The organism is Maribacter aquivivus (assembly GCF_900142175.1).
Taxonomy (GTDB): Bacteria; Bacteroidota; Bacteroidia; order Flavobacteriales; family Flavobacteriaceae; genus Maribacter; species Maribacter aquivivus.
Genome location: NZ_FQZX01000002.1, coordinates 1 through 24,048, shown reverse-complemented (window position 1 = coordinate 24,048; position 24,048 = coordinate 1). Strand labels below are relative to the sequence as shown.

The window sequence follows — 24,048 nt, the reverse complement described above, 5'->3', positions numbered from 1 at the left end:
TTACAAGGATATTACGCCCTCTATCTCACCTACTTTTTTATATTTTTCTATAACAGCGTCTGGGCTCTTCAAGTTTACTGTTATAGAAACACTGGTATATTTGCCATTTTTAGATTCTTTTAAATCAATAACTGCTCCTGTATTATCAAAAATGGTGTTTATTTTATCAATTTTATCTGTTTTCGTCTCAACAATAAATTTATACAGATAATCAGAAGGCCATTTTGAGGTTTCTGTTAATTGCTCCTTTAATTTCTTATAGAATTCAACTGGGTTATTTTCGTCCATCACTAGTATTTTATGCAAAGATAAGTGTAATGAACCAGTTTTTTAATACTGTTGGTTTATGTACTTTTGCCGAACTAAATTATGAGTTTGAAAAGCAAGAGAATTGTTGTCACAGGAGGTCCGGGAACCGGAAAAACAGTATTAATATCATCACTAGAAGAAAATGGATACCATTGCTTTCATGAGGTAATTAGAACAATGACTTTAGATGCATTGGGCGATGTCTCTTTAGAGGATAAATTAGTAAACCCAATTGATTTTGTAAAAGATTCAAAAAGTTTTAATGACGAATTAATTAGTGCCCGTTTGCAACATTTCATTAATGGACAAAACATACATAAAGATCATTTATTCTATGATCGTGGGTTACCAGATGTTATAGCTTATATGGATTATTTTGGGCAACCTTCAGAAGAACGTTATGCTAACTTATGTTTAGAACACAGGTATGACGAGGTATTGATCTTACCTCCTTGGAAAGAAATTTATAAACAGGACAATGAACGAATGGAAAATTTTGAACAAGCTTGTGGCATTCATGATAAGCTAGAAAAAACGTATATTGACCTAGGGTATACGCCAATAGAAGTTCCATTTGGTACTATAGAAAATCGTATGCAATTTGTAGTAGATTTTATAAATAAAACGGGTGAATAATACACCAAAAGAAATTTTATCAAAATATTGGGGTTTTGACAGCTTTAGAGGCTCTCAAGAAGAAATCATCAATGCCATTTCTAATGGTCAAGATGTTTTAGGATTACTACCCACAGGAGGTGGTAAATCGTTATGCTTTCAGGTACCCGCATTAATGAAAGAGGGTATTTGTATTGTTATATCTCCGCTAGTAGCCCTTATTGAAAATCAAGTAGACAACCTTCAAAAACTAGGCATTAAAGCCATAGGTCTAAAAGGCGGACTCAAATTTACCGAAGTAGATAAGCTATTAGATAATTGTATTTACGGCAGTTATAAGTTTTTGTATTTATCACCAGAGCGCTTACAACAAGAACTGGTACAAGAACGTATTAAGGCAATGAACGTTTCTATGTTCGTTATAGATGAGGCACATTGTATTTCTCAATGGGGACATGATTTTAGACCTGCCTATTTAAGTTGTTCCATATTACGTGAACTACACCCTACCCCACCAATGGTTGCTTTAACGGCAACTGCAACAAAAAGAGTTAGCGATGACATTATTTCGTCATTAGACCTCAATTATCCTTTTGTAGTAAAAGATTCATTTTTTAGAAAAAACATAGGATTCGGAGTCATATTGACCGAAGATAAAAATGGTCGTTTAAAACAATACTGCCAGCAAATAAAACACAGTGCCATTGTATATGTCAGAAGTAGAAGAAAGGCAGAAGAACTATCAAAATTTTTAGTAAAAAATAATGTCAAGGCAACATTCTATCATGGCGGTGTTGATCAAAAAATGAAAACAGAACGGCTTAATCTTTGGTTAGAAGATAAAGTTCAGGTTATGGTTGCTACTAATGCTTTTGGTATGGGTATAGACAAACCAGATGTTGAATTAGTAGTTCATTATCAAATACCAGATAGTTTAGAAAATTACTTTCAAGAAGCAGGTAGAGCTGGTAGAAACGGAGACTTTGCAAAGGCAATTCTACTTACAAATACTACCGACAAGGTATTGGTAAAGAAACAATTTATCGACATTTTACCAGACGTTGCTTATGTGAAAATGATTTATAAAAAATTAAATACATTTTTTCAAATTGGCTACGGAGAATTTACCGAAGCAAAGTTTCATCTAAATTTCAACGAATTCTGTAACATATATAAGCTGAATACATTTTTAACCTATAATGCATTGCAGCTACTAGACAGAAACTCGGTTCTATCACTATCTGAAAATTTCTCGAAAAAAATTACTATCAAATTCATAACAGATAAGGATACATTATATAGGTACATTGACAAAAACTCAAAACTTGCCGATTTCATAAAAGTAGTATTACGCACCTACGGCGGTCTTTTTGAATTCGACACTCAAATTAACATGTACTTATTATCCAAAAAAACAGCTATATCAGAATCACTATTACATCAAAACTTTGAGCAACTAGCAAAAGATGAAATTATTGAATACACTAGTGTTTCAAGTGATTTAGAGATACTGTTCTTGGTACCACGAGATGATGATCGTACTATTAATATTTTTGCAAGGAATATTGAAGAACAAAATCAGCTCAAAATTGAGAAGGTAACCAAGATGCTAAACTACATTGAAAATGACACTGTTTGTAGAAGCATTCAGTTATTAGAATATTTTGGGGAGGTTCAAGAAAAAGAATGCGGCATATGCGATGTATGCATCAGTCAGAAATTAGGCAATACAGATGTTGTACACGCCAAAATAAAAATCATTCAACTCTTAAAGCAGAAAACTGCAGGTTCGCAAGAATTAGAAAAACGTCTAAATATCAATCAAGACATTGTTATCGCAGCCTTACAAGAACTACTAGAAGACAATTACGTTACCTTAAACACTATAAACGAATACCAACTATTATAATATGGAAGCATTGAGAATTGTATTTATGGGCACCCCAGATTTTGCTGTGGGCATTTTAGACATGCTCGTAAAAAAGAAATATAATATAGTAGGTGTTATTACGGCACCAGACAGACCCGCAGGCAGAGGTAGAAAACTAAACGAATCTGCAGTTAAAAAATACGCTGTTGAAAATAACCTTACTGTATTACAACCAACAAACTTAAAAGACACTGAATTTTTAAGCACCCTAAAATCACTAAATGCTAATTTACAAATAGTAGTAGCCTTTAGAATGTTGCCAAAACTTGTTTGGGATATGCCCGAATACGGAACCTTTAATCTGCATGCATCGCTTCTACCTCAATACCGTGGTGCAGCACCTATTAATTGGGCTATAATAAATGGTGAAACAAAAACCGGAGTTACCACATTCTTTATCGACGAGAAAATAGATACTGGTGCTATTATAATGCAAGACGAAATTAGCATAGAAAAAACCGATAATGCCGAAGACTTACATGATAAACTAATGCACTTAGGGGCTGAAACTGTGGTGAAAACCGTAGCACGAATTCAAGAAGGAAATTTTGAAACTACAAAACAAACAAATTCAGACGATTTAAAGGATGCACACAAACTGTTTAAAGAAACATGTGAGATAGATTGGAGCAAGTCTAAAGAAGATATCTATAACTTTATAAGAGGATTGAGTCCGTACCCAGCAGCATGGACAACTTTGACAAACGGAGAACAAACTATAATTACCAAGATTTATAAGGCGCATATAGAAGCTGAAGAACATGAACTAACAACCGGAACTCTGATTTTTACTAAAAAAGAGATGAAAGTTGCAATACAAGGTGGCTACCTAAATCTCGATGAAATACAACTTCAAGGCAAGAAAAGAATGCATGTAAGAGATCTATTGAACGGCCTTAATTTAGAAAAAAATGCAAAAATGGGGTGAAGCCCCGCCGTTATTGGGCTGCGAGAAACGTAAAAAAAAACCTACTTTATCAACAAACACGCTGAGTTATCAACAAAATGGGGGATTTCCCCTTGTTTTACTTGTGTTGCTCAGAAATCCATATAAATTTGTTAATAGGTATAAATTATTTAATCACAATTAATTATCACATTATGAACAAAACAGAATTGATCGATGCAATGGCAGCAGACGCTGGCATCACAAAAGCTGCGGCTAAAAAGTCATTGGAATCTTTCTTGGGAAATGTTGAAAATTCTCTTAAAAAAGGAGATAGAATTTCTTTAGTAGGTTTCGGTTCTTGGTCCGTATCTAAAAGAAATGCAAGAGAAGGTAGAAATCCATCAACTGGAAAAACTATCCAAATCGCTGCTAAAAATGTAGTTAAGTTTAAAGCAGGTGCTGATTTAGGCAAAGCTGTAAACTAGTTTTACACAGATAAGTTTATGAAAAGCGCCTTAGTTGGCGCTTTTTTTATTTCCATGTTTTTGCATTTAGAAGGATTTGTCTTACTTTAGGTATATAATCATCGTAAATTAATGATCGCATTAAAGCCAACCAAAGGGAAATTACTAATTGCAGAACCTTCTTTAACAGGAGACGTTTCTTTCAATAGGTCTGTTGTTCTGTTAGCAGAACATAGTAATGAAGGCTCTGTTGGTTTTATTTTAAATAAGCCCTTAGAGTATCAAATAAACGATTTGGTCACCGAAATTGAAATACCTTTTAAAGTATATAACGGCGGTCCTGTAGAACAAGACAATCTTTACTTTATTCATAAAGTACCACACTTAATAGATAACAGTGTAGAGATTTCTGATGGCATTTACTGGGGCGGTGATTTTGAAACTACCGTAGAACTCATCAATAAAGAAATCATTTCTGAAGATGATATTCGATTTTTTCTTGGTTATTCTGGCTGGTCTTCTTTGCAACTAGATGAAGAACTGACTTCAAAATCATGGATCGTTGTTGAAAATGAACATGAAAGTAGAATAATTCAAAAAGCAGCAAAAGCAATTTGGAAAGAAAATATGATCCAATTAGGTGGTGACTATCTACTTTGGTCAAATGCTCCAGAAAACCCCAGTCTTAACTAAACTCCCGCAGTTAAAGACATTCTAGCCGCAGCATTCAATTTACCGATTAGGTTTTTTGCAGTTGTATTGACAAAATCTTTCTTTCTATATTTTGATATGGAGATAATACCGTCAATATTATTAGTAATGAATAACTCATCTGCTTTTTGAAGCTCAAAAGGCGATATACTATCCTCAATAAATTCAAAATCATTTATTTTTAAAACAATATCAATAAGTTTTTTTCTTAAAATACTATTAATGCAACCATCAGTTAAAGGCGCTGTTTTAATTTGATTACCTTTTACTACAAACAAATTACCATTTAGAGCCTCTATAACCTGTTTTCTTTCGTTGAGCAACAAACAATCTTGATAATCATTTTCTTGTGCGTAAATAGCTCCTACGACATTCAAGACTTTATTATTAGTATCTAAATTAGATAACATACTAGAATTTTTATAGAAATCTTTAAAAAGCTCTACTTCGTATGCACCCTCATTAAGAATAAAAAATGGGTTTGTTAGCGTATTACTTGTAATGAAATATGAAATACTATTATCTGATTTAGAAAAATCGTTCTGACTATTTCTGAAAACGGTAAATTTTATTTGTTTTGCTTCTTTTAAATCGTTTTCAGATAGACCTTTTAGAATTTCTTCTTCCATAAACTCCATCGTAAAGTTCATAGGTATCTCCATTCTTAGAATTCTCATAGAAGACATTAAGCGTAAATAATGATCTTCTAAAAATACAATGTCACCATTTAAAACACGTAATTCTTCAAAAACGGCATCACCAAGCTGTACTCCCCTATTCTTTTCGTTTAAAAAAGATGTATTATCCTCAAGAAGTTCACCATTAAAATTGAACATAAAAAAAGCCTTAAAAAATTAAGGCTCAAAGATACTGTAAATAAGGGTATTTTTAGGATGATCCCAATACCTGTTTTAAATCTGATACTTGGTTCGTCCATAACATTTTAGACTCCTCAATTTCATCATCTTCTGCAAAATCAGTTATAAACAATGAAACATCTTTAGTTATTTCATCTACAATTATTTTCATTTCAAAAAAGCTGTCATCTTCTGCTTCATCCCAAGCAAAACGTACAAACTCATCTGATTTTCTTTTTAACAACTTAGCTTCTTCTTCAGCTCCGTCCCAAATAAATGTAAATTTCTCTCCTCTAGAATTCACATTATCTGCAAACCATTCTGACAGTCCAGAAGGTGTTGCCAGGTATTGATATAACATCTGTGGTGAAGACTGTATTACAAACTCTATTTCAAATTTTATTTTATCGCTCATGTTCATGCTACTTTATTACGAGCAATATATATATTTCTAAATGATAAAAAAATAAATGTGAGGTATTATTTTTTATATAAATTTTTGTTGAAGAACAAATAAATTACCACTATATTTGCAGCCGTTAAAAAATAATATGGCGAGGTAGCTCAGTTGGTTAGAGCGTCGGATTCATAACCCGGAGGTCGGGGGATCGTGCCCCCCTCTCGCTACATTAGTAAAATCAAGTAAAACAACGGTTTAGTTCACTCTAAACCGTTTTTTTATGTCTATATTTCTGCATGCAATTACAATTGAACACGAAAGTGAACACGATTTAGAACACGATTTGTCTACAAAACCAAATTTTTCAGCACCAAAAATCTATACCGCCAAAGGTGATCTTTCTAAAAGATGGTATGTCTATTTTTCATTTAGAGACCCGATTTCGCAAAAATTGATGCGCATGAAAAATATTTATGGTAAGGCCAATAACTACAAAACCAAGGCAGATAGATTAACAATTCTCACCTCTTACCGTAAAAATCTATTAAAATTATTGAGAGCAGGCTATAGTCCGTTAGAAAATCAATCTGTAAATAATGTTCATGAAACAGATTTAAAGCAAGTAAGAGTAGACAATAAAGTAGAAAAAATCAAAACTGAATATACAGAGTCTACTAACAAAATAGCGATTATAGAACTGCCGACTCAATCGGAAATAAAGGATTTAGGAATGCCGCTAAAAGATGCCTTCGATTACGTTTTAAAGTTGAAGAAAAATCAAGTTAAAGCTAGAACAGTTCAAGATTATCGACTTAAAGGTCAAGCCTTTTTAAAATGGCTATAAGAAAATTATCCAAATATAAAATACACCCATCAGCTAACTAAAAAAATGTTGCTTAATTTTTTAAACGAAATTGTCATCAATACAAGTCCAAGAAATAGAAATAATTTCAGATTGACCCTTGGTACTTTTTTACAGACTTTAGAAGAAAATGAAATTATAAAACTCAACTTTATAAAAACGATTAAGGTTTTAAAATCTGTTCCAAATCGGAATAAAACATTTTCTCTCGAGGTAGAAAAAAGTATATTCAAACATTTGACGAAAGAAGACCCGATATTATTACTATATATCAAATTCGTTGCATATAACTTTCTAAGACCTATAGAAGTATCTAGGCTTCGCATTAAAGACGTAGATTTAGTAAACAGAACACTTACCTTCCAAGCCAAAAACAGTAAGTTAAAAAAGAAAATAATACCCCAAATGCTATTTGATGAAATACCAGACTTATCAAATTTGAATCCAAATCATTTACTTTTTACCCCTACCGAAATTGGCGGAGCTTGGGATACTAAAGAAACCAACAGAAGAAATTATTTCTCTAAACGATTTAAACAAAAAGTGAAAGAACATTTTAATCTAAACGAAGATTTCGGATTATACAGCTTTAGACATACGTATATCACAAAACTATATCGGGTAATTTTAAAAAATGCTACACCATTTGAAGCCAAAAGTAAATTAATGTTGATTACGGGTCATAATTCAATGTCCGCCTTAGAAAAATATTTACGTGATATAGATGCTGAACTGGCCGAAGATTACTCCAATCTTTTAAAAGAATAGAATGGATACAAGCAAAACACTAAAACGTTTATTAAAACAGCTCTATATTCCTCTACTATTTTTTATTCCCAAAAGTATTATTCCTTTAAGTGAACTCAGTGAGTTTAGAAATATTAAAACAGAAGATTTTTTTAATACCATTGTTTTTCTGTCTGAAAATAATTCAACAGAAAAAGTATTAGCTATAAAAGATTGTATACCATTATTAGAGAAGGCGTCTATTCTTAATTATAATACAATAATGCTAATAGACAAAAAGAATAATACGAGTCCCTTACAATTTTCAACGCTTTTAGAAAGTTATTCATTGCATCTGCGGTTTTATACGTTCATTTCTAAATGGATGAATGAGAATGTGACATTTCATTGCGATGCCAATAAAAAAATCAAAGGATACTTTCAACTTCAGGCAGATTGTTTTCAATATCATAAAGTCCAAATTGAAAACAAATTCAGTATTCAAATAATTCCAAATCTTAATTCAGCTGAAGTTCTAACCTATATTAAGAATGACAATGTTCAGCTATTAAAAAATGTCTTTAAACACCAAGAAAAGTTAGATGCAATTGAAGCAAGTCCTATACCCAAAAGTCTAAAAAAAGTAAGGTCACAAAAGCCGGTTTTAATTAGCGATGAAGAATCAATGAAATTTCTTTTGGAAACTGTTTTTAATTCAAATTAGAAACAACTCCCCTATTTTAGCTAAGGTTAGTTAATTAGCTACCCTACCAAATATCTCGGAAAATTCATTAATTATGCGTCAAACATACGTACATTTAACGCTAAATGGACACGAAACACTACATCTGTAATTATTGTCATGAAGAATTCATACCCAAGAGACGGCATGTGCAAAAATTTTGCAGTGCCACTTGCAGGTCTAAAGCTCATCATCAGAAAACAAAAACATCAAATTTATTACCCGTTAAACAAGCTCCGAAATTTACCAGTAAAATTGAAAAGATGAGTGCTGCAGGAATTGGAAATGCTACTGCTGGAGCACTTGCTGCAGATGTCTTAAAAAATGCTTTTACCAATAACAATAATAAACCAGCTACTAAAGGTGACATACTAGCATTAAGTCAGAAAATTGAACGGTACCAAAGAGTATTGAATATTGCATTAGGTGCAAATGGTGAACTCCCCTATTTTGATATGGTAACCAAGAAAATAGTTTATTTCAAAAATACGCTTCCCCTTAAAAATCCTAAATTTTAGAGATTTAAAATTGAAACTTCACACTACCCCACTACACTGCTCAACTTAAACATTGGTAAATACATAGACACTAAAATTACGCCTACAAAAATGCCAATCACAATAATAATTATAGGTTCCATTAAGGTTGAAAGTAGTTTCGATTTTTGCTGGACTTCTATCGCATATTGCTGACTTAATCGCTCGAAAATGTACTCTGTCTGATTCGTTTCTTCAGCCACCTTTACCAATGAAATCATTTTATTATCAAAGATCTTATTATTTGCCATACTAGCGTTTAAACTTTGCCCGGCCATTACATCATTTTCTACATTCTTCAATGCCTCGTTCAATGGATGAAAATTAATCATTTTCTTTACTAACTGAATACTATTCAGCATGGGCACTTTAGAAGCCGTTAGTAAGGCTACAGCTTGGGTAAATTGTGCTAAATACACTGAGGTAACAAAGCTACCGATATAGGGTATTCGTTGAATAAATTGATCATTTGCTGATTTGAACCATTGCTTGGTAGAAAACACCTTTCTTAGCACAACTAGCAATCCAATAAACAAGAGCACCAACCAACCATAATCTTTAATAAAATTAGAGGCACTAATAATCATTTTGGTTATCCCTGGTAATTCTACACCATTTTGCTTAAATATATCCTCAAACATGGGCACTACCATTCTAAGCATAAAAACAACCACTAAAATTGCCGTACAAAGTATAATAATTGGATAAGTCAAAGCATTTAGTAAGCTTCTTCGTTGTTCATTTTTTCTTTCGTAAAACTTACCTAATTCTTCAACAATTCTGGGTAATGTTCCTGTTTCTTCACCAATTTTTATTGAATAGTATTCATATTCAGAGAATTCTGGCTTATCTCTTAGCACTTCAAAAAAGCTTTGACCTGCAATCAATTCTGAACCTATTTCACTAAAAATAGCAATTTGTTTCTCCTTCTTTTGGTTCCCTTGTATTAAGGCAATTGCATCTTTTAGTTGAATACCTGCTTTAAGTAACACTGCCAATTCTGAATAGAAATTTTCCTTCTTTTTATTCCCGAAAGATTTACCAAACGTAATTTCTTTTTGCAAGAGATTGTTCAACCAATCCTTTTCAGAATTCGCTTGTTCATTTTTAACCGTTTGCTCTAGCTTAAAACCACTCATTATTGCTACTTTATATATGTAACCGGTGTATTCTGCTTAAATACAAATACCTCTTGATGTCCGGTATCCTTACTGGTTATAATAGAAATAGCATCTATTTCACCTTGAACCACTTTCTGATTATCAAAATAATATTCAATAGATTCAAATTCCATTTCCAAATTTTCTGTTCGAATACTATTTCCGTTTATTATCTCATACTGCCGTCCCTCTAATTCATTAGAAAATAATATTTGATTACTCTTCTGATCAACAGCTATGTAATCATATCTATTAAAATCTATCCATAAAGACTGTCTTAGCCGATTTATATCTGTTTTAATGGCATAAATGGTTTCGATACTCCCCATTTGTCGTTGCACTAAATTTAATACCGCAAAAGCCATACCTACAACAACAGTGGTAATTACTAGTACCACCATCATCTCTTGTAGTGAGAACGCCTTTATTTTGTTTGGTTTAATCTTCAACTATTAGAGATTTTGTTATACTCATTTCGGTTTTGGTTTGGTCCGCCGTCATAACTGCATATTTTCCCGTTTGTTTTTCATCTGCAACAATAGAAATCTCCCAAGACTCATAATCTTCATAGTACGGTAATTCTAAAACTTTATGAAGATATTGATATTCCAAAACGTTCATTCGTTCTTCAATTTTGTCTGTATTTTGCCTAATATTTGTTGCGATTATATTATTTAAAACCATGCTTGAAATCATAAAAATGACTACAATAAGTACCGTAGCTACTAATGTTTCCATTAATGAAGACGCCTTTATTTTTTTTAGTAAAGCCATTTCATTACTTTTTTATTATCTACTCTTGATGCCAATAACAGGCCTACATATTTATCGGATATCTGTGTACTATTGATTATGCCATTATAGATGTGATTTTGATACACACTACCGTTTTCTAAAGCAATAAAGCCATCTGTAAATACAGTTCCGTCTACACTCCCTTTCAGCTCCACATTTTTGGTACAATACACTTCTCCAATGACTTTAGCTCCAGTTTCTATTTTTATACTTGGTGTATATTGCTTTGTGGTATTATCATCTATTACCATGACATAACCCCTAACTTTGGCTCTTTCATTTAAATGAATAGTTGGGGGTCGATTTACAGTAGCTTTATTATTTACTAATCCTGAACCTTGAAAACTCTTCTCTTTTTTAACCACTAATGCCGAAGGGTAAAATAAATTACACTTTTTACCTACATAAATAGATTCGGTAGCAATTGCTTGAAAAGTACCTGACACCCCATTTTCTATTTCAATCTCTGGTGCCATTAAGACTACATCAGTAAGTTGGGCACTTGCTTCTACTATGATTTTAGAAGAGGCAACAATAATTACATTCCCAGTCAATTGAATATTCTGTAGTCGTACTGTTCTATCCTTGTAGACTATAGTTTCATTATTAAAAGAGTTTTTAATTCCTTCAGATGAAAGACGATGTATAATATCGCCTTGGGGTATATAATTCGATGTAGCTAACAACTTTATTTGAGTGTCTAAATCTGCGGACAACTTTGGCAAAACTGAATCACTTCTAAATCTTCTTCCATAGAGTAGTTCGTTTCTATTATAAGAATTGCCATTTATATTACCCATTTTCAACCCTTGCTCCGGTAAATAGGCGTTTCCTGTTATTCTTGTATTTCCAGCAACTATCACAGGTCTTTGGTGATTATTTAAATATAATGCTGGTAATTCTTCTTGTTCTTGCCCACCAATAAGTACTGTTTTGGTGTATGAAGTATTACCATGTATTGCAAGTGCTTTTCTTTTTTCAAACACGCCCCAAAATTCTCGTTTAACAGTAGTTGTTATGGGTATATCTTCTTCTTTTACAACGGCATAAGAATCTCCTATTTGAAAATCGGCTTTTAGAGATGATTCTATACCATAATTGGTACTTCTTAACACTTCAACCAGTACGTCTGTTTTCTTCTCAAAATGTTGATGGGTATAAGTCAATAATAAAAACGACATCAGCAAAACCGCTACAATTGCACCTACAAAAAGTACAAACTGTAATGCTCCTGCTTTCACTTTTCTAGCTATAATCATTGTGCTAGAATAATTTTTTCTGATATTCCGTTATAAGAAACTTTGATGTAGCTATTAGTGCCTTGAACCAATTTTACTTCATTAAAAGTATCTTTTAAGCCCATCATTTGTTGTTGACCGTCTATGGTTACAAAAAATATTTTCTGTTTACTAGCTTTATCGGTTATAAAGCCTGTATAGCTAATGTTTTTTTTTGGCAACTCTTTTTTTACCGTTTTAGAAACTTTCTTTTTACGGCCAGAAGCGGGAGTTTTCATTGTTCCTAAAAAGGGGTCTCTATAATCGGCAACTATGGCAAATTGTTCTCTTTCTTTAATTTCTTTTGGAACAAATTTTTCAGCTGTAACAGCTGAATTATCACTTTCTACGGAAGGGTTAATAGCACTAACAAACTTATACCCTATCATTCCCCAAACTAAGAGAACAACTGCCAAAAGCAAGTATGTTTTATACTGTTTTTTCATCTATAATTCTATACCCATTTAATTTACTGTGAATGAGTTGGTTGTATACGGCGTTTCAAAATCACTATTCTGGGCTTTTACCCTCCACTCATATGCCTCATTCGATAAAGACCTCGTTATTTTTGAACCTATATAGGTACTATCTACCACTACTAAGGTATCTGCTACAATTTGGGTCGCATTGATAAAACTAGGCTGAGCAATCTGCACGTGATAACTCGTAGCCTCAAATACCTCTTGCCAGGTAAAATTAATTTCTGTTTGTGTGACTACCGAACTATCCGATGGTGCCAAAAGAATAACTTCTTCTTCAGAAATATCAGGTACTTCCAATATTTCTTCACAACTGGCTAAAAAAACTATAGATACTACTACTAAAAATGAGTTTATTATACGCATAATTATAGTTTTAATGATGATTGTAATTCATTTAACTTATTAGCATTTTTTTCAGTCCCTTTCGGACATTTACCATATTCTGAAAAGGTTTCTATCATTGGTTTTCCATATCTATTTTCACTCCAACAAACACCCATAACCGTATAATCAAAAAGTTCTTCTTGTGGTATATTAATCTTGCGCTTTTGATTGTCATTCAAAATTTCTAATTGAAGTAACCCATTACTATCTGTCGATAAAAAAAATCCATCTGCACCTGAAATTTCCATAGCTAAATCAGATGTAAGTAAAACAGAAATCGTCGACACTATTTTATAATCTGAATCTGCTACCAAATAATTTTTAAGCTCTTGGTTCTGTTCTTGATTAATCACCTCCTTTAATCCAACTTTATTGTGCAAACTAAACACTGTATATTTAGGCTTATTCGGTAATGAATCTATATATGTTATAGCTGACTTACTACCAGTCAATTCTTTTGAGGTCTCATATACCTTGTTAGAACTTTTATCAAAAGGAATAGTCTTTACCGTAACTTGTATTGGCTTTGTAAGTGTAGGACTTCCTACTGGAACAAAATTAGATTTTAATAAGTTGGTTTCTTGTTTGCCAACTGTTCCTAAAAAAGGTAAAGCACCATCATTAATGGCAATAGATTTAATACTGTTACAAGAATTTAGCAGACATAATATGCAAATGAATACATAGATTTGTTTCATTAGATTTAGTTTTATGAACACTTCAATTTTCTGCTGTAGAAAATTATAAAATGCTTTAGGTTTTTTGGTGATTGATTTAGCTTCCTATTAGAACGAAATTATACTAGAAGTGTTGTATGTGTTATTGAAAAATATACGTTATACATAGTAGTTTAATAACATGAAACAATCAAATATTAAATCAATATTTTTTTAGAAATATATTGATTTTGACTAAATAGAAAACCTAAAATCATAAAGTCATAATGTTTATCAAATCATATTTGCCCTTTTTATAATCTAGACAAAAAGGACAAACATGGTTTAATTTCAATACCAACTAAAACTGAAAACTAGTCAACTTCAACATTACTTTTTAGTATAATGCAAAGTTTATATGTTACATATTCTAATTTTGAAACTTATATTCATAATCAGTAACAATATTGCCTTCCTCATCTTTAACAGACTTTAGCCTATTGTTTATGTCATATTCATAATTAATCTTATACCCTCTAGGATCAGTAATATTTTGTACACCTACCAAGGGCTTAAAATTATATGTGCTAACCATAGAATTAGGTAGTCCGCTACGCAAACTTTCGATTTGGCTTTCAGACAAACCATTGGCACCTAAATTGAAGTCAGAACCAAAAAGACTTAAATTTTCTATCATATCATATGTTGCATTTTCAATTTTAGCAACCATATGTTGATCATTATAACCCCAAATAAATGCTGTAGAAGTACCATCTATTTTTCTTATCTGTAAAACCCTTCCCGAAGCGTTATATTTTTCATAAATATATTCTTCTCGTACAGGGTTAGTTGAATTTTCAATACCCTTTACTGTTTCTACAGACCAAGGTCTAGTTTTATTTGCAGTTTCAGCACTATTATTGTAATTAATAAGACTAGAATAAAGCAGTTGCTCGTCTAAATATGAATTTGTCTTCACAGGACTTGAAAATCTATTTTCCGCTATTAAGTCAGTCATTCCATAATTAGAAGAAACCTCTTGATCGTATGGATAAAAGTATTCCATTTTATTCTCATTACCCTTGCTATCAGTTTGTGTTTGTGACATCAAAAAATGAGTATCAAGATTATAAGTAGATGAAGATTTTGAAAACATATTACTGTTATCATATCTTGTCCAGCTTTCTGAACTTGCAATTTTTGATATTAAACCATGATGTAATGGAAACTCATAAGGCACATAAGTACTATGAGTTGTACCCCATGGACCTTCTGAAGTCATTAAAACTTGAGAAACAACCTCTAACGTAGAACCCGTATTGTTAGTTGAATAAATTAATGGATAAGGTATGAAACTTGAAAAGTATAGCGGAGGAATATTTCCGTTCATAGTAATATATTCATTACTTTGACTTTGCATTAAGTTTCCAAAATTGTCATAAACTTTTTCATTCAATACACTTCCATTTAAGTATCCATAACCATTTTTTAGAGGAAGACCTAGAGTTATTGTATTTTGAATTTGTGCCTTACCATAAGAACTAGAATAAGTTTTAACGTTTCCACCACAATCATTACCTAGCGTTAAACCAGAACAAAACCATTCAGCCTTTATGCCCAAAAATGTTATGAAGTTATCACCATTACCAGAGTAAACATCATAAACATAAGGTAAATCAAAAGAATTGGTGAAATATTCATTTTTTTGATTTTGAAAAGTTCGTTCTATATAACCTAGCTCATTATTAAATTGATCAATTTGTGATTCACGTACATAAGAATAACCAATATGACTACCTTGTGCGCTATTATTTCCACCAACGCTATTATAAGGATTGAACATTACATCGCCATAAGTAGGATCATAAGAATAAAATCCAGATGTTTTGCTATGAAAGATTAAATCATCCATTAAAATACCAGATGAAGATAAACCTTCAAAGCCATTTGGCTTCTCGTATGAATACGATTTTCCGCTTATAAAAGAACCATCTCCATTTCTATTTACTATTCTTCGAACCCTCGCGCCTCCAATTTTAAAACTTTCTAAAAACTGACTTAAATCTGGCTCAGCTTGATCAAAACTATTTACGGTAACCACACTTTGTGTAGTGCTTACCCCGGGCCAAGCTGGCTTATCTGTACCCAAATAAGGTAATGACTTTCTAACTACTTTGTACGTTCCTGGTGGTACACTTACGCTTTTAATTACTTGCTTTTCAGCCTCATCTGGTGTGGAAGTAGAAGCACTGTACTTTAATAACGAATATTCTTGACCTGACTCTACATTTTCAACAACAATTAAATCATATGAACCCCAATAACTCATGCCACTCCAACCGGTTTGAGTTTTAACCGTTGTATTTACTTCAATAACTGCAGGAAACAAGACTTCAAAAACTCCATTTAAACTATAGGTACTTTGAGAAGCGTTTCCTTGAATTACAGGATATTCCTTCTCAAAATAATTATAATCCGCATCTTTTGAACATTTTAAATACTCATAGGTTAAATTAAACTGAGACTCATCTACCATATTTGTCCAACGGTATCTTTCGTTATTTGGAAAATACTCAGTTACCTCATATTGCGGCGTTGGTACTAATACAGCTTCATGACCTTCATATTGAATGGTTGTACTACCGCCTGTAGGGTATTCCACTACATTTAAAAGACCAGTTTGACCAATACGAAAATCTGCTCCTCTATCAGCACCATTGACATAAACAAAATCATTGCCTATTGCAGTTAAATTATTAGGTAATATCATCCTTTGCGTTAAGAATCTACCTATTCTAGGTACCTTAGAGGTATTCGTATTTTCTTTACCATTTGCAAAGCCCCAAAAATCTACTCCGTAGGTATCTTTAGCAGATAGATTATTTGGATTAATATAGCCAAAACTATAATTTTTATCATTAATAGTGACCCCATCTAATTTCAATCGTAAATATCTTTCTCGATCAGTTGCTGAAGTCTGTGGTGCATTAAAATAAGACTGATTAAATGTTATATCTGCAACTGTTGTGCCAAGCATATTTTCAACCGTAATACCGTTTAATTTTTTAGGTAGCAATGGGGTTGAATCTCCACAATTTTGATTTGTACCATGACAAGAACGTATAGTACTATTTGCAGTGTTAAGAACATAACTATTAAAACCGTTATCTGATAAAATATTTATTGTATTACCCGTAGACAAATCTAAACGATCGCCTAAATTAAAAATTATTTTACCAAAATCACCATTAATTTCAGTTAGGTAAGCATTTTCAATTACTGTTGTGGAAACCGTATGCGGACTTGTTGCTCCACCTGCTATTCTTTGACCACTTGCCCAGTTTCCCCAACCCTTTGAGTCTCCACCGTTATAGGAAAAACTATATTGGGGAAAAGTAAAATGCAAGCCTCTATCGTAAACAAAATTTAACTCCTTATCATCTGGTGAGATAACTTTATCTAAATACCAGTTCATTATTACCCCTGAATCTCTTCTATTGGTTGATGCAAAAATTAAATCAAAAGCACCTTCATAACTAGATTGAGGTCCACTATCACCTTGTATTGTATTGAACGTTGTATTAATCTCTTTTGAAGCAAAAGTAAAGGTAAACCCAGCCTCGTCTATTAAAGTGAACTCCAAAGTGCTCAAATCTAAAGTAATAATCACATTATTATTATTAAAAACATAGCTGTCAACGATATTCGATGCCCCTTTCTTTTTAAGAATAAACTTATAATTTTGACCTAAAGCATTTAAGGTGAAAACATCTGGTTGGGTATCTATAGCTCTAGAACCTCTACCTTCTGGAACACCCAAGGCAAAACTATGATGAACATTAAAAATATCATCTAAGGTATGGTACGGTCTACCGGCACCTTCGTTTAGATATAAGTTTAAATTATTAAAAATATAACCATTTGTAGTTGCTAAATCATAATCTCCACCAACCCTGTTACTTAAATCATCTATACCATAAACTTGTCTAGAAATACCATGGGTTGTAGACAAAGACCAGTTTAAACCCACCCAACTGGCATCTTGCATTACCTGTACGCCAGCAGTATTGTAGTCTAAAGCAAGAGGAATAGACATGCCTTCAAAATTGACCGAATATAGGGGTACACTAACATTACCTTTACCATTATAAGGCGATGCACTAGCATTACCATAATTACCTAATGAGCCCACCTCTGGGCTTTTAGGTGTATTCTCAAATACTTGGAAAGGATCCTCTGTTGGGTATGTAATTTGGCTATTGTCTTGTGCTATACTATTAATTGATAACAATAGTACACAAATCTTCACAAACCTTATTAGTTGATTATTTTTCATTACTTTTTTTTTATATAATTACTTTGATGTGTATCAGAATATTATAAAATCCTTAGGTAATTCTGAATTTCATTTTTACTCCATAATCGCTACACCACTAATTGCATTCTTCACACAATAGGCTATGGTAAGATTACAAACTGGCACTTGTAGGGAAAATTTATTTCGATTCACATTTTGGAAGTATATTTACACCCTTTCTAATGAGTTTTGTCAATTCATAAGATTTATTATTTTTGAAAGTATATTTGATATAACCATACTTTTTACTCCATAAATAAGAATCAAGATCAAATTCGTAATTTAAACCTCCTGTATAATTCGGATATAATTGCAATATATCTTCAAAGCAATTATTATTTATTATTTTATCCCTAACATTAAATTTATTTAATTGGTTCTTCAAATAATGCCCCGAAGCATAAATCAAAGTATCAGATGATTTTTCTAGCTCAAAATTAATCTGGGTATCACCTTTATCTGCATAAATTTTAAGTAAAGAAACATGTCTTAAATGTCTCATTTCAATTGGAGGGTTTAATAACTCTCCACTTACAAAAATCGATTCATGAATTGGAGATAAAAAAGACAATTGATCCTCTGGATTCATATGAAATTGTATCAAATTGACTCTAATTGAATCAATTGAATTATTATTTGATTTAAATACCAAAATATCATTAATAAGATATGGTTGCCATTTTAAATCATCATTATTAAGATTATAATTTGTACAACTTGTTATCAAAGTAAGAACTAACACTCCTATAATTTTAATATCCTTCATTTTAATCCTTTTTAATAAGTTTTGTTTCTGAACACTTTGACGGGTTTTTTCTACAAAAATCATTTACAACTTTTGCAATATTTTTTACATTGTCGTTTACATTATGCCCACCTCTCTTGTCTAACCATGTTCCGTTTCCGTCTGTAAAAATACCATTTGAATGATAATTGTCAGCCCCTTCGACAGGTTCTACTGAAGACCCTCCATTTAGACCAAGAAATGACATTAAACCATCTCCCGCTATTTGATCAGTTTTGACACTATAAGCTATTCCTTGAATTCCATCTGGATGATGTATATCCCCTGATTGATGTGGATTTAAATATACAATCAATTCAACATTATAAAGATTGCCACCCGTTTCATCTTTATATGTTAATAATTGACTCACAAATCCAGCAGCATGTGCACCTCCCTGACTATGTGAAACAACACGAATTAACTCTCCTTTTGCAAGTTTATTAAATCCCCCTCCATAGCCCATGTACTTATGAAAATAATCCGCTCTTTTCGCTCCTTCACTCTCTCTTCTTTTAGCACTACTTGTATACGAGGAGGAACCACTCGTGTAAAAATAATTTTTATCATTTGCAAAGGTTCTTTTAAAAATTTCATCCGTAGATACCTCATTACCAAAAGAATTACTTTTTGTTGACCAATAATCAAAAACATCCTCTCTATAAATCCCTCCTTTATTACCTAAAAGGTCATGGGTAGCTCTACCTAATTGTTGATCTGTAGCACCCTGTTTAACTCTAAGTCCTCCAATAAATATAATTGCCTTACCATCTGGGTCTATAGCAATTATAGGAGTACTTGCTACATAAGAGTACGGAGTGATATTTGAATATCTTTCTGATAAAGGATCAACATTCATCCATCTCCCTAGACTTGCATCATAATTTCTAGCTCCAAAATCTAACCAACTTAAGCTAAGATCATTCTGTTCTTCTTTGCCACCAAAACCATATTTATGGTTTCTAGTGGCACTTTGCATACCATTATATCCTTTATGCTTAAGACCAAAAGGGTAATAGTTATTTTCCTCTTGTATTTCTATATTAAAGTTTGATGTATTCCCAACATTTTTATAAGATAACCTTATATTCCCTAAGTGGTCTTTATACTGGTAAATATAATCGTACCCTAGACTTAAATCATCAAGGTTTTTTGGCTCTATATAGCCATCTGTAGTACTAAAGAACTGTAGTTTAGTGTTATCAATAGCACCTTCATAAATATAATTACCTGCATATTCTGTACTAGTAGAACTACCACCAGTAGCAATCTTACTTAGTTTTACACCAGTAGCATCATAAATGTAAGAGACTGTGCCGTCGTTTCCATTATTAGAGCCATTTACGGTAAGACTTTTAGGCAGATTTAAGTGATTATAGCTTATCTCAGTAATATTTTTGTTGGCATCAGATATCAAATTACCATTAGCATCATAGGTGAAATCATCACCAATTTTATTGTTATCCCTAAAGCCGAATTCACCACCCTCGCCAATAGTTACACCATCAGTTACTGCCATTAATTTATTGCCTTGATCATAGGTATAACTAAGAGCGTCCATAGTATCAAAATCTGCAGGGTTATTGCCATTTGGCATAGAGACAATATGACCTTGGCGTTGCAAATTAAAAATATTGCCATTCTTGTCATACTCTACCTGCCCCAAACCATACCTATCATTCGTATCACTTACCGCAAAAGTAATACGGTTAAGGGCATCATAACTGTAAGAATATGTCTTAAGGCTAGTATCATCATTTAAAGTATTCCAATTTGTTTGGCTAATATTACCATTAAACAAAGCTGTAGCATTAGTTGGATCATTATACTTGAGACTAAAGTTAAACAAATCATTATCATCATAACTATCATCATTTATCGTTTTTAACCAATTTCTAATGTTATATGTATAATCAATAGTTTGCAAACCAGGGGTAGTATTATAATCTGAACCAAGAATACCACCCACTTTTTTAGCTTGTAACTTACCAAGTTCATCATATGAATTGTAAACAATAAGTTCCACATCACTACCAGAACCGTTTGCATTTGGGTCTATATAAAGTCTTACATTACCAGAAATAGTGGTGCTGCCGTTAGTACCGGGTACTACCGTAATGCTATTACTAGCTACTACATCTTCTGTTACCGTTGGTGTATCTAAAATAGCATCAACCAATATAGTACCATTAGTACTTGTTGGGCAAGTATTACCTAAATTTTGATCACCAATACATTGGGTCTGGCTCAACAAACGACCTAAAGCATCATACGTGAAATTATCTAAGGTCACTATAGTGGCACCATTACGTATATGTACACTTCTTACTTTTAAAGGTTTACCTGTAAAATCCAATAACGTTGTCACAAAATCGGTTGTTTCTAAAAAGTCATTTTTAGAATAACTGTAAATAGGTTGTCCTTTTTCATTATAGTAGGTAAGGTTTGTTATCCAATCATCGGTATCTAATACTTTTATTTTACTACCAGTAGATAAACCTTGCGTTCTTGTTGTAGACGTAACCCCAAACGAATTTGCTGTAAGACCTGGTACACCATTGTCGAAATCATAATCATCATAATAGTTAACAATAAGCACTTCGGTAAGTGTACCTATTGGGTAGGCGCCGTTATTATAGTTTAGTGCAGAACCTCCAAAATTTTGTATTGTACTTTTTTCTACCCAAAGGTTGGTAGTTAGTGAATTGACTTCGTTTTGTATAACGCCTCGCTCCCTAGAATCAACGGCTTTACCAGAATATGCTATTCTGCCAAAAGCATCGTACTTAGTAAACAACCATTCTCCTTTAATTTTTTGATTGGCATCTTGCGTCATAATAGGCTGGTCAAGCTTATTATAAATAATATATTCCCAACCTTTACCCGGTATTTTCTTTTCAATTAAACGATTTCGATTATCGTAAATATATTGATACCCAAGATCATTTAAGTTGCTTACTATTTGATTTAAACTGGCTACACCAGCCTCCATTTTAGGAGGAAGTACATAAGTTAAATTACTAAAATCATCATAAACATAATAGGTGTCATGAGGCGCTTCATTTTGTGCTTGCTCACCCAAATCTAACATATCACCGTCATTATTTAAATCTAATGCGGGTATATCTGCATACGTTCTTTTCAACAGAACCCTACCAGATCTATCTTTAAACTCAACAGTTGAGTTATTCTTTCCCGCTATATGATTTTCATCATAGATAATATTTTTTACTAACTCATCTACAGTATAAAATTCATTTTCAGCACCTTCTGCTAGAGTTAAACTAGGTGTTGGTGATAACAAAATTTCAAATTTTCTAACCTCATTTGAAGCATTACTCAAATAATCGAACTCAATACTATGATCGTCACCAAATTCTTGAACTTGCCAATCATTACCCGGTGCCCCTTGCTTTTCTATTCTATTGAATGGTGTGTTATCAAATAACTTTTCTGAATACGGATTAGCTGTAAACTCATATTTTTCTGTATTATAAAAATCTAGTATTGCCGTTTCATTATTGCTACGAAGGCTGCCAATTGCACCTTGATCTGTAACGTAAGGCAACCACTCTTTCTGCATTCTACCAAAATCGTCGTATTTCATATAGGTGACAACATCATTCTTTACACCCGAATTTACCAGGGACTGGTCTATACCTACTTGCTGCACAGCTCTACCTATGCCATCAAAATAAGTAATACTTTGTACTAGTCCATCATCCTCAGTAAAAAAGTCCGTATTTATTTTACGAAGTAACTGATAGTTTCTAGTATATACGTAATTTATACCTGCATTGGGAGTTAGATTTGCGCCACATAAATTGGTGTCATCTTGCACATCTGGACAAAAATCTGATTTATTGCTGACCCATGGTCCACCACTAACATTTGGCTGGCTACATTGTTCTATAACTCTACCATCAGGGTCACCCAATCCGTCTTGATCAACATCTTGGTACCAAAGTCCTGCTACAATTGTTTGATCATTATCATTACAATCAATTGGAGCATTCAAAGAAATTGGTGTGTTTCTATAACCAATACCAGGGCTTTCACATTGCACCAATCTCTCATTGTTTGCCGGGGCATTATCGTTGTCTGCATCTAGAAACCACGTAAATGTTCCTAGAACTAAATTGTTTTTATCATTACAATCATCTTCAGAAATAGATTCATAAGTATATGAATTTAGTACAGGTGGAATACACCCAATAAAACTACTCTCGGCCAAGGCATGCCCATCGCCATCTTCATCTAAGAACCAAACCGTATTGGGGTTAACATATTCATCTTCATCATCACAATCACCTGAACCAATTATAAACTCTTCGCTTCTATAAAGATTGGGGTCTGGGTTTGAGCAAGCAAGAATAGCATCTCCTGTAGAAAAACCATCTTTATCAAAATCTAAGAAATATGACTTTTCCTCAATATTATTTATTCTCACTCTAGTAGTTGAGGTATTGTTACACCCATTATTTGCTATTACAGTCACATAAGCCTCTCCATAAAAGCTTGGCTCCCATTCTACAATACCGTTATTGCTAATAGTACCTGCACCATTAGTTAAAGACCAACTATAACTTGCCGCGTTAACTGCATTTGCGGTAAAAGTGTTAGAACCTGCTCCTGCACATCTACTATAAATAGGAGAATCAATAGTTACGTTACCAACAGGTTCACTTGTTCTTAATACGACAGAAACAGTTTCAAAATCACCACACGCATTATTAAAATTAACAGAAACAGTTCTTGATGAACCCTCTGAAAGATTTACATAGGCAGGATTATCACCAGTTATAAAACCATCTACATTCTCCCAAGAAATAATATCCAATGTAGAAGGTACCGATAATGGAATCTGTTGATTAGCACAAATTATTGAATCGTCTGAAACACCAATATTTATCTCAACTGATTCAGCCAAAGAAGTACCAATGGTAACCTCATTAGACATATCTACACCAGCACAAAGCCCATTCGAAGCAACAATTTTATATGTGCCTGAAGTTATTCCTGACCATGAAATACCATTCCCTGTACCAGATTTAGAAGCTCCGCTTACAGCATTGTTCTTATATAATTGATAAGACACTCCAGATTGAGTAT

Annotated in this window: 22 protein-coding genes and 1 tRNA gene; 10 read left to right on the top strand and 13 right to left on the bottom strand. The window is 32.8% G+C overall.

Translation table 11 applies throughout. The features are described from left to right. The gene (locus BUC31_RS10390; protein WP_073243924.1) at positions 1-288 is read right to left on the bottom strand and encodes a DUF493 family protein; all 288 of its coding nucleotides are present in this window, start codon (positions 286-288) and stop codon (positions 1-3) included. Positions 289-369: 81 nt separating this feature from the next. Here BUC31_RS10390 and BUC31_RS10385 point away from each other — a divergent pair, with 81 nt between their 5' ends. The 5 genes from BUC31_RS10385 (at position 370) to BUC31_RS10360 (ending at position 4,900) form a co-directional block, all read left to right on the top strand. Next, complete coding sequence (locus tag BUC31_RS10385) at positions 370-945, top strand: AAA family ATPase (protein WP_073243922.1); 576 nt, start codon at positions 370-372, stop codon at positions 943-945. Then, positions 938-2,833 (top strand): RecQ family ATP-dependent DNA helicase, encoded by a 1,896-nt coding sequence (locus BUC31_RS10380; RefSeq protein WP_073243921.1) that lies wholly within the window; start codon positions 938-940, stop codon positions 2,831-2,833. Before BUC31_RS10385 ends, BUC31_RS10380 begins: the two co-directional genes overlap by 8 nt. Before the next feature lies 1 nt (position 2,834). Continuing rightward, entirely contained in the window at positions 2,835-3,782 is a 948-nt protein-coding gene (fmt, locus tag BUC31_RS10375; RefSeq protein WP_073243919.1) for a methionyl-tRNA formyltransferase, read from the top strand. A gap of 173 nt (positions 3,783-3,955) precedes the next feature. After that, positions 3,956-4,228, top strand: a complete 273-nt coding sequence (locus BUC31_RS10365; RefSeq protein ID WP_027066835.1) for an HU family DNA-binding protein — start codon at positions 3,956-3,958, stop codon at positions 4,226-4,228. A 111-nt stretch (positions 4,229-4,339) separates the two neighbouring features. Then, positions 4,340-4,900 (top strand): YqgE/AlgH family protein, encoded by a 561-nt coding sequence (locus BUC31_RS10360; RefSeq protein WP_073243915.1) that lies wholly within the window; start codon positions 4,340-4,342, stop codon positions 4,898-4,900. Here BUC31_RS10360 and BUC31_RS10355 read toward each other — a convergent pair. Both BUC31_RS10355 and BUC31_RS10350 read right to left on the bottom strand, forming a co-directional pair. Then, entirely contained in the window at positions 4,897-5,754 is an 858-nt protein-coding gene (locus BUC31_RS10355; RefSeq protein WP_073243913.1) for an aminotransferase class IV, read from the bottom strand. The genes BUC31_RS10360 and BUC31_RS10355 overlap by 4 nt on opposite strands. 52 nt (positions 5,755-5,806) lie before the next feature. Further along, positions 5,807-6,190, bottom strand: coding sequence for an START-like domain-containing protein (locus tag BUC31_RS10350; protein ID WP_073243911.1), 384 nt, complete (start codon positions 6,188-6,190; stop codon positions 5,807-5,809). 138 nt (positions 6,191-6,328) lie between these two features. Between BUC31_RS10350 and BUC31_RS10345 the strand changes: the two genes are divergently transcribed. From BUC31_RS10345 to BUC31_RS10330, 5 genes are all read left to right on the top strand, one after another. Next, a tRNA-Met gene (locus BUC31_RS10345) sits at positions 6,329-6,402 on the top strand. Between the two features lie 53 nt (positions 6,403-6,455). Further along, positions 6,456-7,019 (top strand): hypothetical protein, encoded by a 564-nt coding sequence (locus BUC31_RS19890; protein WP_084135012.1) that lies wholly within the window; start codon positions 6,456-6,458, stop codon positions 7,017-7,019. A 45-nt stretch (positions 7,020-7,064) separates the two neighbouring features. After that, positions 7,065-7,805: a tyrosine-type recombinase/integrase gene (locus tag BUC31_RS19885; protein WP_084135011.1), complete on the top strand. Its 741-nt coding sequence runs from the start codon at positions 7,065-7,067 to the stop codon at positions 7,803-7,805. A gap of 1 nt (position 7,806) precedes the next feature. Further along, complete coding sequence (locus tag BUC31_RS10335) at positions 7,807-8,487, top strand: hypothetical protein (protein WP_073243909.1); 681 nt, start codon at positions 7,807-7,809, stop codon at positions 8,485-8,487. Between the two features lie 281 nt (positions 8,488-8,768). Beyond that, a complete protein-coding gene (locus BUC31_RS10330; protein WP_073243908.1) occupies positions 8,769-9,023 on the top strand; it encodes a hypothetical protein in 255 nt (84 codons plus the stop codon). A 23-nt stretch (positions 9,024-9,046) separates the two neighbouring features. Here BUC31_RS10330 and BUC31_RS10325 read toward each other — a convergent pair whose 3' ends face one another. The 10 genes from BUC31_RS10325 to BUC31_RS10280 form a co-directional block, all read right to left on the bottom strand. Continuing rightward, positions 9,047-10,180 carry a type II secretion system F family protein gene (locus BUC31_RS10325; protein ID WP_073243906.1) on the bottom strand — a complete coding sequence of 378 codons (1,134 nt, stop codon included), beginning with the start codon at positions 10,178-10,180 and terminating at the stop codon, positions 9,047-9,049. A 5-nt stretch (positions 10,181-10,185) separates the two neighbouring features. Then, positions 10,186-10,650: a prepilin-type N-terminal cleavage/methylation domain-containing protein gene (locus BUC31_RS10320; RefSeq protein ID WP_139251949.1), complete on the bottom strand. Its 465-nt coding sequence runs from the start codon at positions 10,648-10,650 to the stop codon at positions 10,186-10,188. Then, a complete protein-coding gene (locus tag BUC31_RS10315) occupies positions 10,640-10,975 on the bottom strand; it encodes a hypothetical protein (RefSeq protein WP_073243902.1) in 336 nt (111 codons plus the stop codon). The genes BUC31_RS10320 and BUC31_RS10315 overlap by 11 nt, the downstream gene beginning before the upstream one ends. After that, positions 10,963-12,255, bottom strand: a complete 1,293-nt coding sequence (locus BUC31_RS10310; RefSeq protein WP_073243900.1) for a hypothetical protein — start codon at positions 12,253-12,255, stop codon at positions 10,963-10,965. Before BUC31_RS10310 ends, BUC31_RS10315 begins: the two co-directional genes overlap by 13 nt. Then, positions 12,252-12,719: a hypothetical protein gene (locus BUC31_RS10305; RefSeq protein WP_073243898.1), complete on the bottom strand. Its 468-nt coding sequence runs from the start codon at positions 12,717-12,719 to the stop codon at positions 12,252-12,254. The genes BUC31_RS10310 and BUC31_RS10305 overlap by 4 nt, the downstream gene beginning before the upstream one ends. A gap of 18 nt (positions 12,720-12,737) precedes the next feature. Further along, positions 12,738-13,118, bottom strand: coding sequence for a hypothetical protein (locus BUC31_RS10300; protein WP_073243896.1), 381 nt, complete (start codon positions 13,116-13,118; stop codon positions 12,738-12,740). Positions 13,119-13,120: 2 nt separating this feature from the next. Further along, the gene (locus BUC31_RS10295; protein WP_073243894.1) at positions 13,121-13,837 is read right to left on the bottom strand and encodes a hypothetical protein; all 717 of its coding nucleotides are present in this window, start codon (positions 13,835-13,837) and stop codon (positions 13,121-13,123) included. A gap of 388 nt (positions 13,838-14,225) precedes the next feature. Beyond that, the gene (locus tag BUC31_RS10290; RefSeq protein ID WP_139251948.1) at positions 14,226-18,131 is read right to left on the bottom strand and encodes a hypothetical protein; all 3,906 of its coding nucleotides are present in this window, start codon (positions 18,129-18,131) and stop codon (positions 14,226-14,228) included. 160 nt (positions 18,132-18,291) lie between these two features. After that, positions 18,292-18,918, bottom strand: coding sequence for a hypothetical protein (locus tag BUC31_RS10285; protein ID WP_139251947.1), 627 nt, complete (start codon positions 18,916-18,918; stop codon positions 18,292-18,294). A gap of 1 nt (position 18,919) precedes the next feature. After that, positions 18,920-24,034: a DUF6443 domain-containing protein gene (locus tag BUC31_RS10280; RefSeq protein WP_211573860.1), complete on the bottom strand. Its 5,115-nt coding sequence runs from the start codon at positions 24,032-24,034 to the stop codon at positions 18,920-18,922. Positions 24,035-24,048 lie beyond the last annotated feature (14 nt).